A 14,823-nucleotide genomic window follows, 5' to 3' on the forward strand; every position below is an offset into this window, starting at 1 on the left:
TACGTAAGAGGGGATTTGACAAGATGAGAAGTGACATGATTAAAAAAGGTTTTGATAAAGCGCCGCATCGTAGTTTATTAAAAGCAACTGGCTTAAAAGATGAAGATTTTGATAAACCGTTTATAGCTATCTGTAATTCTTTTATTGAAATTATTCCAGGTCATAAGCACTTAAATGAGTTTGGGAAACTTGTTAAAGAAGCAGTGCGTGCAGCGGGTATGGTTCCATTTGAATTCAATACAATTGGAGTAGATGACGGTATTGCAATGGGGCATATCGGTATGCGTTATTCGCTTCCGAGTCGTGAAATTATTGCAGATTCAGTAGAAACGGTTGTAAATGCACATTGGTTTGATGGCATGATTTGTATTCCAAACTGTGACAAAATTACACCCGGTATGATGATGGCTGCACTTCGTATTAACATTCCAACTGTTTTTGTTTCAGGTGGTCCGATGGCGGCTGGAAAAACGTCAAAAGGAGACGTTGTCGATTTAAGTTCTGTTTTCGAAGGAGTAGGAGCTTATCAATCTGGGAAAATTTCAGAAGAAGAATTAAAGGATATTGAAGATCATGGCTGCCCATCTTGTGGTTCTTGTTCTGGTATGTTTACAGCGAATTCTATGAACTGTTTATGTGAAGTATTAGGTTTAGCTCTTCCTGGTAACGGTAGTATTTTAGCTATGGATCCAAGACGCGAAGAATTAATTAAACAAGCAGCAGAAAAATTAAAGATTTTAATTGAAAGAGATATTAAACCACGAGACATTGTAACGGAAGAAGCAATTGATGATGCGTTCGCGCTTGATATGGCGATGGGCGGTTCAACAAATACAGTGTTACATACATTAGCACTTGCACATGAGGCAGGACTAGATTACGATATGAGCCGTATTGATGCCGTTTCAAGACGTGTACCACATTTATGTAAAGTAAGCCCTGCGTCCAATTGGCATATGGAAGATATTGATCGCGCGGGCGGGATTAGTGCCATTTTGAAAGAGATGAGCCGAAAAGAGGGAGTACTTCATCTAGATCGTATTACTGCTACTGGGCAAACCTTAAGAGAGAACATTGCTCATGCAGAGATTAAAGATAAGGAAGTTATTCATTCTCTTGAAAACCCTCATAGTGAAGAAGGTGGATTACGTATATTAAAAGGAAACCTTGCGAAGGATGGGGCAGTTATTAAAAGTGGGGCAACTGAAGTAAAACGATTTGAAGGACCATGCGTTATTTTTAATTCGCAAGATGAGGCGCTTGCAGGCATTATGCTTGGGAAGGTTAAGAAAGGGGATGTAGTTGTTATTCGTTATGAAGGACCAAGAGGCGGTCCTGGTATGCCGGAAATGTTAGCACCAACGTCAGCGATTGCTGGCATGGGATTAGGTGCAGATGTTGCGTTGTTAACCGATGGTCGTTTCTCTGGTGCTTCACGTGGTATTTCAGTAGGGCATATTTCGCCAGAAGCAGCTGCGGGCGGAACGATTGCACTTCTCAAGCAAGGGGATATCGTTTGTATCGATGTTGAGGAAAGGTTGTTAGAAGTAAGAATTAGTGATGAAGAATTAGATAAGCGTAAAAAAGAATGGAAACGACCAGAACCGAAAGTGAAAACGGGATGGCTTGGGCGTTACGCACAGATGGTAACGTCGGCGAATACAGGTGCAGTCTTAAAAGTCCCAAATTTTGATTGAGCCAATATAAAAGAGATAAGGATGATATATAATGGTGCAAAAGGTAAAGGAGAGAGTGAAAATTGAAGATATCTTAATGGCTCATAATTGCATGAAGGATATCGTTATTAAAACACCGTTACAACGTGATACAGTTTTATCTGAGAAATATGATTGTGACGTTTATGTAAAACGAGAAGACTTACAATTAATTCGCTCTTTCAAAATTCGTGGTGCGTATAATCTAATTCAAAGTTTACCGAAAGTGCAATTACAAAACGGTGTTGTTTGTGCAAGTGCTGGTAATCATGCGCAAGGAGTAGCTTATACGTGTAATTTATTGAAGATTCCGTCAAAAATTTTCATGCCGACGACGACACCTAAACAAAAAGTGTCACAAGTACAATTTTTCGGTGGTGATTTTGCGGAAATTGTATTAGTTGGTGATACATTTGATAGCTCTTTCCAAGAAGCACAGCGTTATTGTGAAGAAAATAGAATGACATTTGTTCATCCGTTTGATGATCCGTACGTAGTTGCTGGTCAAGGGACAGTGGCAGTTGAAATTATGCATGATATGGAGAAAACGGTTGATTATATCTTTACAGCAATTGGTGGTGGTGGATTAGCATCAGGTGTTGGTACATATGTGAAAGGTGTTAGTCCTGCTACAAAGGTTATTGGGGTAGAGCCAATGGGAGCAGCATCTATGAAAGAGGCTTTTCTTCAAAACGATAATGTCACATTGGAGAAAATAGATAGTTTTGTTGATGGGGCAGCGGTTAAAAAGGTAGGAAAGTTAACATTTGAAACTTGTAAAGATGTAATTGATGACATTGTTTTAGTACCAGAGGGAAAGGTTTGTACGACGATTTTAGAACTGTATAAGAAAAATGCGATTGTAGCTGAACCAGCTGGTGCACTCTCTATTGCAGCGCTTGATTTATATAGAGATGAAATAAAAGGTAAAACAGTTGTTTGTACGCTAAGTGGTGGAAATAATGATATTGATAGAATGCAAGAAATGAAAGAACGATCTCTTATTTACGAAGGGTTAAAGCATTATTTCATCATTGAATTCCCACAGCGTTCAGGTGCGTTAAGAGAATTTCTTGATAAAGGATTAGGGCCAGAAGATGATATTACTCGCTTTGAGTATATTAAGAAACATAATAAGGAAAATGGTCCAGCATTAGTCGGAGTAGAATTAAAACATAAAGAAGATTATGAGCAGTTAATTACCCGTTTTAAAGAAAATAACATTCAATTTATGGAGCTTAATAAAAATCCTGTTTTGTTTGATTTACTTATTTAATAGAAGGAAAGAGTTAGCACCAAAATAAAAAAGATAGATACAAGCGGGGAAATATAATGCTTGTTCTATCTTTTTTATAGTTAAACTAGATACTCATTAAATTCAAGAAGGATAAAGCTAGTTAACCAAAAAAATATTGCAATACGAATGATTACATACATAGTAAATTCAAAGGTAGTAAGCTTTCGTTCACGTTTTATTTTTTTAGAAGTCTAACAGAGAAAAATGAACATAAAAGTAGAACGGCTATAGAAATTTTATAAATGTTTTCTAACAAACTTACATTTTCTAATAAATCTTTCAGCATATTCATCACCTATTCTATAAAGTGTATTACAGAGAAATAGATTTTGAGCTGTCTAGTTCCGTTTGTTTTTTATGTTCCCTGTATCATCAATTTCTACATCAGTTGAAATTGTTTGTAAGTATTGTAGAGCTTTTCTCTTTTCCTCCTCATTCACAGGGGAAACTTGGTTGTTACGAATGATGTAAGGATTGAATGACATTTGGACATCCTTTCCTTTAAAAGTTAAAGTTAATACGCCAGTTTCGGCACTTTTTCCGTTCACATAACTTGGGAATAAAAAGTTTCCTAATGAGTAAGCGATAGGAACTTTATTATAATACTCAAATCCTTGAAGCCAATGTGGGTGACTTCCGACAATTGCGTCAGCCCCTGCTTCAACCATTTTAGGTACATATTGTTTTTGGTATTCTACAGGACGATTTGATTTCTCAACGCCCCAATGCATATAGACGATTAAATAGTCTGCATCTTTCTTTTGTTCTTTAATTGTTTTTGTTACAAGATTTAAATCATACCCATTCGCAACACCAGGTTTATTGTCACCAGCTACCCAATTCGTATCAGGCATAAATCGAACAAAGGAAAGAAATTTGACCTTTTTCCCTTTTACAGTCATTTCTCGTGCTGTATATGCATCTTTTGCATTTTTCCCGGCTCCGATATAAGGGAACTTTAATTTTTCTACATGAGAGATTGTGTCTAGTAACCCCTCTTGACCATAATCAAGTGTATGGTTATTCCCAATATTTACGATGTCATATCCAGTGGTTTTTATAGCTTGAAGTGTGGATGGATCACTTTTAATCCAAAACAATTGTCCAGGTGCTTTCTTTTCTCTCGTTGTAAATGCTGACTCTAAATTAACGAAGGAAATATCAGCTTTTGTTATTTCTTCTTTTACATGCTGGAATGGATAGTCAGCCCCGTTTTTTTCGATTACCGGACGTAATTGCCAATCGAACATTGTATCACCAGAGAAGGTGAGTGTGATTTCCGGGTCTTCTATTTTCTTTTCACTTGTTGAAGCGGTTTTACTAGATTTGTTTTGCAAATCAGGTTTGTCTTTCGCTTTTGAAGTAAAAGAGTAGTTAATTAATAAAACAATTGGTGTAATGCAAAAGGCTATTAACAGAAATCGTTTTAGTAAAGTTTTCATAAATACCTTCCCTTTTGAGTTTATCCCGCAATTAAATTAGCAATGAGTCTACAAAAAGTAATTGGTTTATGTACAGATATAAAAAATGCGGTTTATGTATTGAAAAAATATTTGTTAATATTCTCAATATTAAGTTAACATATAGATAACCTGTAAATCAATGAATAAACCAAAATATAGAAATAAAGAATTCGAAGGGTGAAGAATGAGAAATGGTTATATTAGGAGCGGTTGTAAATGGGATTTGCATTATATTTGGTACTTTACTAGGTAAATTATTTAGTAGAATACCAGAAAGTATGAAGGGAACAATTATGCATGCAATCGGTTTAGCGGTTACTGTACTTGGACTTCAAATGGCATTGAAAAGTGAAAATTTTCTTGTTGTCATACTAAGTTTAGTAATTGGTACCGTCATCGGGGAATGGTTACAATTAGAGGGAAAGTTAAAACAGTTAGGAGATTGGCTAGAAAATAAAGTTGGATCGAAAGGGAAAGGGAGTATATCAGAAGGTTTTGTAACAGCTACTTTAATATTTGCAATTGGTGCGATGGGTATACTTGGTGCACTCGACAGCGGTATTCGTGGCAATCATGATATTTTATTTACAAAGGCAATTATCGATGGATTTATTTCTATTATATTAACGACAACTCTAGGGATTGGCGTAGTATTTTCAGCGATTCCAGTCATTTTATATGAAGGTGGCATTGCAGTTTTTGCAACACAAATTAATAGTTTGGTCCCGAAAGGATTAATGAATCAATTTATAGTAGAAATGACAGCTACAGGCGGTATTATGATAGCCGCTATTGGATTGAACTTACTGGGATTTATTAAAATTAAAGTTGCAAATTTACTTCCAGGTATATTAGTAGTTGGAATCATTGTTTCACTTATTTATGGTTACGGTTTAATAGTAAAGTAGTAGGGAATGGAGATACATATGGAGGAATTTCAATTTACAAAACGTATGCATAACATATTGAAGATTGCAGCAGAAGAGGCAGAATGTAATATCATTCAACCAGTTCATTTATTTATTGGCATGTGTAAAGAAGGTACTGGCGTTTGTGGCGAGTTGTATATGTATTTGTTCCGTAATATGGGTACGGATTTTTTAGAAAAATTTTCATTACGAAAACAATATGATTTAACGGATCAAGATTATAAAAAAATAGGACAATATAAATTATCCCATAAGACGCTAGAAATTTTACAAATAGCGAAAAAACGTATGGAACGTTTTCAGCAAGTAATAATTAATGAAGGACATGTTATATATGCATTATTTTGTGTAAATCCAGTTGTTGAAAATGCACAGATTCAAAGAGATATATTACGTATTATAGCTGAGCCAAGAGATTTAGCAGTCGATTTAAAAGGTTTCGTTCCTATTTATAATGATTTAACTTGTACTGTTAGAAAAGCTAACGCTTCTGATCTTGAACAATTAGCAAGCTTTGTTGAAGCAGAATTTGGTGAACGGTGGTTACATTCGATAGAATATGGATTTCGTACATATAAAGAAAACTTACCTATTTATATAGCAGAGCAAGAAGAAGTGATAGTAGGTTTCGCTTGCTATGATGTAGTGAGGGGAAAGAAAGGATTGTTTGGTCCAATGGGCACAGCGAAACAAAATCGTGTGAAAGGTGTAGGGAAGCAATTGTTGCATCACTGTTTAGAGAATATGAAGCAGAATGGATATGAATACGCAATTATTGGACAAGCAGGTCCGATTGAGTTTTATGAAAGAAATTGTGATGCGCGTTTAATACCGATAGGGAATAAGTAACCAACTCCATATACGGGAGTTGGTTTTATTATGAAAATAATGTAGAGATGTAGTGATTCTTATTAGAAAATAGCGGGTTTTGTAGTAAATCTTACAAATAAAGCAAATTACTAAACTTTTTATAAGAAAGGGTGTAGAATGGGTATCTAAAGAAAGAAGGTGTGAAAATGGCCAGCTGGAAACGAAATTTAATGATTTGTTGGCTAGGTTGTTTTACCACTGCAGCCGGTATGAGTTTAGTAATTCCTTTTTTATCTTTTTATATTGAGGAATTAGGGGTGACTGGCACTTCTAGTATTGCACAGTGGTCAGGACTTGCATTTGGTGTAACATTTTTAATGGGTGCGATCGTATCACCAATATGGGGAAAGCTTGGTGATATACATGGACGGAAATTGATGCTAATTCGTGCTAGCCTTGGTATGGCGATTATTATGACGCTTATGGGGTTTGTAACGGATGTATATCAACTAGTCGCACTAAGATTTTTGATGGGAGCAGTATCTGGTTTCCTTTCAACAGCGATGACATTTATTGCAGCAGAAACTCCAAAAGAGCATTCAGGCTGGGCAATTTCTACAATTTCAACCGGGGGCGTGAGCGGCTCATTACTTGGTCCATTACTTGGTGGATATTTGTCTGAGTTAATTGGAATGCGCCATGTTTTTCTTGTTACAGGAGCTTTTTTATTCCTTTCCTTTCTCATCGTTTTTTTCTTCCTACATGAAGAGAATCACTCCGCTCAAGCAAAAAAAGTACAACCGAAAAAAGTATGGACGATGGTTCCAGCGAAGCATTTAATTGTTAGTTTGTTTGTAACAACATTTATTATTCAACTTGCTAATATGTCTGTTCAACCAATTGTTACATTATACGTGAAAAATTTAGTTGGTCCTCAAACTGCGCATATTGAAACAATTGCGGGTGCAGTTATGTCAGCGACAGGGTTAGCAGTTATTTTGGCAGCACCAAGACTCGGACGATTATCAGATCAAATTGGTCCTCAAAAAACGTTAGTTGTAGCGTTGTTTGCTGCAGGAATTATTTTTATCCCGCAAGCATTTGTAACCTCAGCTTGGCAACTATTAATTCTTCGATTTTTATTAGGTATCGCACAAGCAGGATTATTACCTTCCGTACAAACTCTACTAAAACAACATACACCAACCCATGTAACGGGACGAATATTTGGGTATAATCAATCGTTTCAGTTTTTAGGAAATATGATTGGACCAGTACTTGGTGGACAAATTGCAGCACATGCAGGCTTCCAATATGTTTTCTTCTCTACATCATCACTATTATTTATTGCGTGCATTTGGGTTTATTTTCATAATAAGAACGAAGAGGTATCAGAGAAACGACATTTGGAAGTTAGTTAACTAGGTGAATGAAAAAGAAAAGGATGAAGCAATGATTGCTTCATCCTTTTTATTTAAAATTGGAGGCAAAGATAACTTAACGTACCAAGCTCGTAACTGCGGTGAATGACTTCACCACTATTTTCACCACTTCCCATAGCGATAAATAAAGGAACAAAATGCTCTGCTCTTGGTACAGCTAATTGAGCATGAGGGGCATTTTTCTCCCAATTAAATAATGCATCCTTATTGTTAGTTTGCATATGTTTTATAATCCAATCATCAAATTCAATTGCCCATTGTTCGGGTGTACTTTGATTCCATTTCAGTGCTCGTAAGTTATGAACGGTAACACCGCTACCGATTACTAAAATATCTTCTTGTCCAAGTCCTTTTAATGCTTCTCCAACCTTAAATTGCTCTTTTGCAGGAAGGAATGGATTGACTGATATTTGTACGACAGGAATATTTGCTTCTGGATACATACGGTGCAAGAGTGTCCATGAGCCGTGGTCTAAACCTCTCGTCATATTATGATGGACTGGAATACCTTTGTTTTTAAATTTTGTTTCTAACATGGATGCAATGTTAGAAGAGCCTTTCGCACGATATTTGATTTCGTATAACTCAGGGGGAAAACCTCCAAAATCATAAATTGTTTCATATTCGTTATCTGATGAAGAAATCGTTAGTACTTCGCTTTCCCAGTGAGCGGTGAAAATAACAATTGCTTTTGGTTTATATGTTTCTCCAAGCGTTTTTAAAAACCTTGTATATTCTGTATCTTGAATAGCGAGCATCGGTGAGCCGTGTGCTAAAAATAATGATGGCATCATAGTAGAACCTCCTAAAATTATATAGTTACTTTATGTAAGTAACTATATAATTTTATTTTATGTTCGTCAATAGAATAGTTTGACAGCTAATCGGAAAAGGAAGACGTTTGTCATAATGACAGCAATTGCATATAATACATAATAAGAATAATGAATGGATATTCATTTTTTGAGATACATAATAGAGTTGGGAGCTGACGAAATGAACGTACAGGCAAGTTTCGTTACGGCAAAGGATGGATCAGAAATTTATTTACGTAAGTGGTTACCAGAAGGTGAACCGAAAGGGATTATTCAAATTGCACATGGTATGACAGAACATGCAGGCGTTTATACAGACTTTATTGATGCGTTATTAGAAGCGGGCTATGGTGTTTATGCGCATGATCATAAAGGTCATGGGAAAACGGTGAAGAGAGAAGAAGATTATGGTCATTTTAAACCCAATGTAGGTTGGAATGAGGCTGTATCTGATGTTATCTTTGTATCTGAAACGATAAGAAAAGAGCAGACATGCCCGTTATTTTTACTTGGACATAGTATGGGTTCTTTTTTATCAAGACGTGCTGTACAACTGAAAGGTGAATTATATGATGGATTCCTTATTTCAGGAACTGGTGGGAATCCAGGGTTTTTAGGAGTTATTGGTCATAAAGTAGCGACAATTGAGATGAAATTACGTGGGGAAAAAACGAAAAGTCCGATGCTAAATTTTTTATCTTTCGGAAACTTCAATTCACACTTTAAACCAAATCGTACAAAATTTGATTGGTTATCTTCAGATAATAATCAAGTAGATAAATATATTGCGGATCCGTTATGTGGATTCATTTGTACGACGAGTTTTTATCGAGAATTATTTTCTGGTGTATTAGAAGTAAATAAACTAGAAGAGTTCAAGAAAACACCGCAAAACCTTCCAATACATATTTTTTCAGGAAATCGTGATCCTGTTGGGGATATGGGGAAAGGCGTAAAAGAAGTATACGAGAATTATAAAAAATGTGGCGTGAAAGATGTAACACTGCGTTTATATGAAAATGGAAGACATGAAATGTTCCATGAAGTAAATAGAGAAGAAGTATTTAAAGATGTGATTTCGTGGTTAGAAGAACATAATAAATGAGAATGAAAGCTAAGTCCAGACTGTTTATAGTTTGGACTTTTTGTTTGTAGGTGTTGCAAGTATTTACTGATGTAGTGTTCATATCATTTTTACATATTTGAAGGTAGGTTATCTTCTATATAATTAAATAGATAGAAAGCCTTGTGCAAATGAGGAGATAAATGTATAAAATTAATAATCAAACTTTTTATAAAGCAACAGAGTCCATTCATAATAGTAGTATAATAGTGAATGAGGTGTTAATAGAATGGAAGATAAAACATTAGGTTTACTATTAGATGTTGTTGGGGAATTATTTTCAGATGAAATTTCAATTGCTGTATCGAATACGAAAGAATATATATACTATCGGCCAAGTAAACGAATTGATTTAAAGATTAGCGTAGGGGATCCTATTAAAGAAGGAACAATTGCTCATAAAGCAATGGTGACGAATCAAAAAACCTCTGAGTTTATGAATCGGGATGTTTTTGGTATTCCTTATCATGGTATGGCAGTGCCATTTTCAGACAATGGAAAGCTTGAAGGTTGCGTGACAGCTATTTACCCAGCTTTAACGGACGGAAAATCAGTCGTTACTTTAAAAACAACGGACGGCTGGATTCCGGTTCCTTTTTCAAAAGTCATGTATTTAGAGGCGAAAGATAAAAAGACGTATGTAAATGCAGAAGAGTTAACAGGGACACATAAATACTCGTTACAAGAATTCGAATACTTACTTCCGAAAGATTCATTTATTAGATGCCACCGTTCCTTTATTGTAAATGTGAATCATATTAAAGCGATTTATCCTGATACGCATTCAACTTTTTTACTTTCTATGGATAATGGTGAAAGGGTACCAGTGAGTCAGTCATACGCTAGTTATTTTCGTAAGCTTCTAGGATTTTAAATTATTCTGCTTTAGAGGTTAGATTCGCTGTTTTGTCTGAATTTTTGCCATTGTATACTGAAATCCCTATTTAGATACTGTTAAAGTGTAAAATAATTATGAATATTCATAAGGAGAGGGAGTACATATGGAGAATAATTTGGATAGAATTAGGGATGAACGTCTGAAAGATCGCGTAGTTACACCTGAAGAAGCAGCTTCATGGATTGAAAGTGGAATGACTTTAGGCTTAAGTGGGTTTACACGTGCAGGTGATGTAAAAGCAGTCCCATTTGCGCTTGTAAACCGAGTTAAGAATGATACATCTTTTAAAGTAAATGTTTATACTGGTGCCTCTTTAGGTTCTGATGTAGATAAATTATTTGCGGAAGCAGGAATTTTAGGGAAAAGATTGCCTTTCCAAGCTGATGCGACTATGCGAAAAGGAATTAATAACGGAGATTTTTTATTTGTGGACCAGCACTTATCTCATACATCAGAGTTACTTCGCGCTGACGTTATGGATGTAGATTTTGCTATTTTGGAAGCGGTTGCGATTACTGAAGATGGCATGATTATTCCAACAACTTCAATAGGAAATTCTTTAGCGTTTTCTTTAAATGCTAAGTCCATTATTATTGAAATGAATATGGCTCAATCCACGCAGTTAGAAGGACTGCATGATTTATATGAACCAGGTAAACAAGGAGAAAGACTTCCAATTCCGATTGTGAAAACGGATGATCGAATTGGAACGATTGGCATTCCAATCGATGTTGAAAAGGTGAAAGGGATTGTGTTTACGAACCAATTAGACTCACCATCGACAATTGTTCCTCCGGATGAAGAAACTGTTATTATGGCACAGCATTTAATAGAGTTCCTTCGAAAAGAAGTCGAAGTAGGCCGATTAACAAATCGTTTAGCACCGTTACAATCAGGAATTGGCTCAGTGGCTAATGCTGTTCTTCATGGAATGTTAGATTCGGAGTTTGAAGATTTAGAAGTGTATTCTGAAGTTTTACAAGATGCGGTCTTTGATCTTATGGATGCTGGAAAAGTCAATTTTGCTTCATGCTGTTCAATCACACTCTCTGAGGAGAAAATGCAAAAAGTATTTTCCAACTTTGAAAAATATCGTGACAAATTAATGATGCGCCCGCAAGAGATTTCTAATCATCCTGAAATCATTCGTCGCCTCGGATTAATCTCGATTAATACTGCTTTAGAATTAGATATATACGGAAATGTGAACTCTACTCACGTTTTAGGCACAAAAATGATGAATGGTATCGGTGGTTCTGGTGATTTTGCGAGAAATGCTCGCCTAGCTATCTTTGTTACGAAATCGATTGCGAAAGGTGGTAACATTTCAAGTATCGTTCCTTTTGTTTCACATGTGGACCATACGGAACACGATGTAGATGTTATCGTCACTGAACAAGGGTATGTTGATCTAAGAGGACTGGCCCCAAGAGAAAGAGTGGAATTAATTATAGAGAATTGCGCACATCCAATGTATCGTGATCAGCTAAGAGCTTATTACGAAGAAGCTAAAACGAGAGGTGGACAAACTCCTCATGTTTTAGAAAAAGCTTTTTCTTGGCATATGAATTATGCTAAAAATGGAACAATGCTTGAAGCAGTAGTAGAAACTGTATAGGTGTGTATCGTTAGAAATAGTAAAACGAAAGATTGAGTTTGAAAAAATTTTAGAAGAAGAAAACGCCAACTTTCAAAGGTGGCGTTTTTTTCTTTAAATATATTGTTACAGGCCGTACTGATTATAATAAAGATTTATGAAAATAAGAGGGTTTTTTAATTACTTTTCGAATCATTTTAATAGTTTACATATCGAAGGTGAGGAGAAAGAATCATGAAGATAAGAGAAGCGTTATTAAGTGAAGCAAATGAATTAAGTGAACTCGCACTACAATCAAAAGAGACGTGGGATTATAGTGAAGAATTCATAATTGCCTGTAAGGAAGATTTAACTATTACAGAAGAGTATATAAATAATAATTTTGTATATGTTTTTGAAAACGATAATACGAAGATTGGATTTTTCTCATTTTTACGTAATGATAAAGCTCTTGATTTCCTGTACATTCATCCTCGTTACAAAGGGAAAGGCTACGGGAAAATAATTTGGAAGTATGTAATAGAAAAAGCAAATGAACTAGGCTTAAAAAGTTTTACGATTGATAGTGATCCGAATGCAAAAGGATATTACTTGAAAATGGGCGCACAGTTAATCGGAGAGACACCATCAACGGTCTTTAAGGATCGTTTACTGCCTCTTTTGAAATATGATGTGTAAAACTATTAATAGTAGGGGAAGATTAGAGTGGATGATGTAAAGGAAAAAAGAATATATGAAGCATTAATAAGATCGTGGTCGATTGAAACAAGTTCAAAGTGGACGACTGAGAATCCAGCAAAGGGACAGTGTGGTGTAACGGCTTTGGTCGTTCAAGACATATACGGAGGAGAGATTAAAAAGACAAAAGTAAGAGAGGCGTGGCACTTTTATAACTTTATAGATGGACAGAGGTTTGATTTTACAGAGGCTCAATTTAATGAAAAACTGAATTATATGGATATAGAATCAAATCGAGAAGAAGCATTTGCAGATACAAATGAAAAACAATATTGCATGTTGAAGAAAAAGATAACGAAAGAATTGAAATTATCTTTTGACTCTTAATCTTTAATAAGTTACTATAATGGTGGTAACTTATTAAAGGGAACTTCATAGAGTTGAAAGGGGAAATACTTTTGAAAACAACTTATGTAAACGCTACAATCGTAACGATGAATGAACAAAATGAAGTGATAGAAAATGGATATATCATTGTAGAAAATGATCAAATTATAGATGTGAAGAGCGGAGAATTCGCTAATGATTTTGAAGTAGATGAAGTAATTGACATGAAAGGAAAATGGGTTTTACCAGGGCTTGTCAATACACATACACACGTTGTAATGAGTCTCTTAAGAGGTATTGGTGATGATATGTTATTACAGCCGTGGCTTGAGACAAGAATTTGGCCACTTGAAAGTCAATTTACTCCAGAACTTGCGGTTGCTAGTACGGAATTAGGATTACTTGAAATGGTGAAAAGTGGTACAACATCTTTCTCTGATATGTTTAATCCAATTGGAGTAGATCAAGATGCAATTATGGAAACGGTATCAAGGAGCGGGATGCGAGCTGCTGTTTCAAGAACTTTATTTAGCTTCGGAACGAAAGAGGATGAAAAGAAAGCAATTGAAGAAGCTGAGAAATATGTGAAGCGTTACTATAACGAAAGTGGTATGTTAACTACGATGGTTGCACCGCATAGTCCATATACATGCAGTACAGAACTGTTAGAAGAGTGTGCACGTATTGCAGTAGAAAATCAAACGATGGTTCATATTCACCTTTCCGAAACAGAGCGTGAAGTACGTGATATTGAAGCGCAGTACGGAAAACGTCCAGTAGAATATGCGGCAAGTTGCGGATTGTTTAAACGACCAACAGTGATTGCACACGGTGTAGTATTAAATGACAATGAGCGTGCATTTTTAGCGGAACATGACGTTCGAGTAGCTCATAATCCGAATAGTAATTTAAAACTAGGGTCTGGTATAGCGAATGTAAAAGCGATGTTAGAAGCAGGAATGAAAGTAGGAATTGCAACAGATAGTGTTGCATCTAACAATAATTTAGATATGTTTGAAGAAATGCGCATAGCGACTTTACTACAAAAAGGTATTCACCAAGATGCAACAGCGTTACCGGTTGAAACAGCTCTTACACTTGCAACTAAAGGAGCGGCTGAAGTAATCGGCATGAAACAAACAGGATCACTTGAGGTTGGAAAGTGCGCTGATTTCATTACAATTGATCCGTCTAATAAGCCTCATTTACAACCAGCAGATGAAGTATTATCGCATCTTGTATATGCTGCTAGTGGAAAAGATATAAGCGATGTAATCATTAACGGAAAACGTGTCGTTTGGAATGGCGAATGTAAAACGTTAGATGAAGAGCGTATTATATTTGAAGCAAGTCGATATAAACGAGGTTTACAAAGATAGGTATTTTTAGGCTGTGGAGAAGGTTTTCTCCACAGCCTGTTTTTGTGTTTGAACTTTTTTGGTGCCAACATTGATAAAAAGAGGGAAAGGATAGATTTTTTATGAGGGGAGCTTAAAAAATGATTGTGAGTAGCGTGTATCTGTGTAAGTAGAAGAGTTAATTCTGCAAAATCATTTCTTTTGTGTGATTTAAGCAACAATTCGTTTTGGTTTTATTAAGGAATTTTGAAAAAAATATGACATATTAGCGGGAATGAAAATATAAAACTATTGAAATTTATAAAACAAAA

At 35.6% G+C, this 14,823-nt stretch carries 13 protein-coding genes and 1 pseudogene; 11 read left to right on the forward strand and 3 right to left on the reverse strand.

Annotation, left to right across the window (positions count from 1 at the left end; all coding sequences use genetic code 11):
- Window positions 1-23: 23 nt before the first annotated feature.
- Both ilvD and ilvA read left to right on the forward strand, forming a co-directional pair.
- Window positions 24-1,697, forward strand: coding sequence for a dihydroxy-acid dehydratase (ilvD, locus tag MR070_RS06800; RefSeq protein ID WP_044790454.1), 1,674 nt, complete (start codon window positions 24-26; stop codon window positions 1,695-1,697).
- Between the two features lie 31 nt (window positions 1,698-1,728).
- Window positions 1,729-2,991: a threonine ammonia-lyase IlvA gene (ilvA, locus tag MR070_RS06805; RefSeq protein ID WP_242260880.1), complete on the forward strand. Its 1,263-nt coding sequence runs from the start codon at window positions 1,729-1,731 to the stop codon at window positions 2,989-2,991.
- An 80-nt stretch (window positions 2,992-3,071) separates the two neighbouring features.
- Here the strand turns inward: ilvA and MR070_RS06810 are convergent.
- Both MR070_RS06810 and MR070_RS06815 read right to left on the reverse strand, forming a co-directional pair.
- A pseudogene (locus MR070_RS06810) lies at window positions 3,072-3,298 on the reverse strand (hypothetical protein).
- A 52-nt stretch (window positions 3,299-3,350) separates the two neighbouring features.
- Complete coding sequence (locus tag MR070_RS06815; protein WP_242260882.1) at window positions 3,351-4,454, reverse strand: CapA family protein; 1,104 nt, start codon at window positions 4,452-4,454, stop codon at window positions 3,351-3,353.
- Between the two features lie 212 nt (window positions 4,455-4,666).
- On the opposite strand from MR070_RS06815, the gene MR070_RS06820 reads away from it, so the two are divergent.
- From MR070_RS06820 to MR070_RS06830, 3 genes are all read left to right on the forward strand, one after another.
- A complete protein-coding gene (locus MR070_RS06820; RefSeq protein ID WP_242260884.1) occupies window positions 4,667-5,383 on the forward strand; it encodes a DUF554 domain-containing protein in 717 nt (238 codons plus the stop codon).
- An 18-nt stretch (window positions 5,384-5,401) separates the two neighbouring features.
- The gene (locus MR070_RS06825; protein ID WP_242260886.1) at window positions 5,402-6,253 is read left to right on the forward strand and encodes a GNAT family N-acetyltransferase; all 852 of its coding nucleotides are present in this window, start codon (window positions 5,402-5,404) and stop codon (window positions 6,251-6,253) included.
- Window positions 6,254-6,420: 167 nt separating this feature from the next.
- The gene (locus MR070_RS06830; RefSeq protein ID WP_044790450.1) at window positions 6,421-7,635 is read left to right on the forward strand and encodes a multidrug efflux MFS transporter; all 1,215 of its coding nucleotides are present in this window, start codon (window positions 6,421-6,423) and stop codon (window positions 7,633-7,635) included.
- A 53-nt stretch (window positions 7,636-7,688) separates the two neighbouring features.
- On the opposite strand, the gene MR070_RS06835 is transcribed toward MR070_RS06830, so the two are convergent.
- Window positions 7,689-8,450: a DODA-type extradiol aromatic ring-opening family dioxygenase gene (locus MR070_RS06835; RefSeq protein WP_044790449.1), complete on the reverse strand. Its 762-nt coding sequence runs from the start codon at window positions 8,448-8,450 to the stop codon at window positions 7,689-7,691.
- Window positions 8,451-8,652: 202 nt separating this feature from the next.
- Between MR070_RS06835 and MR070_RS06840 the strand changes: the two genes are divergently transcribed.
- The 6 genes from MR070_RS06840 to MR070_RS06865 all read left to right on the forward strand — a co-directional run bounded on the left by MR070_RS06840 (window position 8,653) and on the right by MR070_RS06865 (window position 14,533).
- On the forward strand, window positions 8,653-9,576 hold the full coding sequence (locus tag MR070_RS06840; protein ID WP_001102550.1) for an alpha/beta hydrolase: 924 nt from the start codon (window positions 8,653-8,655) through the stop codon (window positions 9,574-9,576).
- Between the two features lie 247 nt (window positions 9,577-9,823).
- On the forward strand, window positions 9,824-10,468 hold the full coding sequence (locus MR070_RS06845) for a LytTR family DNA-binding domain-containing protein (RefSeq protein WP_242260888.1): 645 nt from the start codon (window positions 9,824-9,826) through the stop codon (window positions 10,466-10,468).
- A 127-nt stretch (window positions 10,469-10,595) separates the two neighbouring features.
- Window positions 10,596-12,110: an acetyl-CoA hydrolase/transferase family protein gene (locus MR070_RS06850; RefSeq protein ID WP_000429781.1), complete on the forward strand. Its 1,515-nt coding sequence runs from the start codon at window positions 10,596-10,598 to the stop codon at window positions 12,108-12,110.
- Window positions 12,111-12,323: 213 nt separating this feature from the next.
- Complete coding sequence (locus tag MR070_RS06855) at window positions 12,324-12,767, forward strand: GNAT family N-acetyltransferase (RefSeq protein ID WP_242260890.1); 444 nt, start codon at window positions 12,324-12,326, stop codon at window positions 12,765-12,767.
- A gap of 27 nt (window positions 12,768-12,794) precedes the next feature.
- Window positions 12,795-13,154, forward strand: a complete 360-nt coding sequence (locus MR070_RS06860; protein ID WP_000342916.1) for a YunG family protein — start codon at window positions 12,795-12,797, stop codon at window positions 13,152-13,154.
- 53 nt (window positions 13,155-13,207) lie between these two features.
- Window positions 13,208-14,533, forward strand: coding sequence for a bifunctional S-methyl-5'-thioadenosine deaminase/S-adenosylhomocysteine deaminase (locus MR070_RS06865; RefSeq protein ID WP_142237735.1), 1,326 nt, complete (start codon window positions 13,208-13,210; stop codon window positions 14,531-14,533).
- Window positions 14,534-14,823 lie beyond the last annotated feature (290 nt).

It is taken from the genome of Bacillus cereus group sp. BfR-BA-01453, assembly GCF_022662915.1.
GTDB lineage: Bacteria > Bacillota > Bacilli > Bacillales > Bacillaceae_G > Bacillus_A > Bacillus_A paranthracis.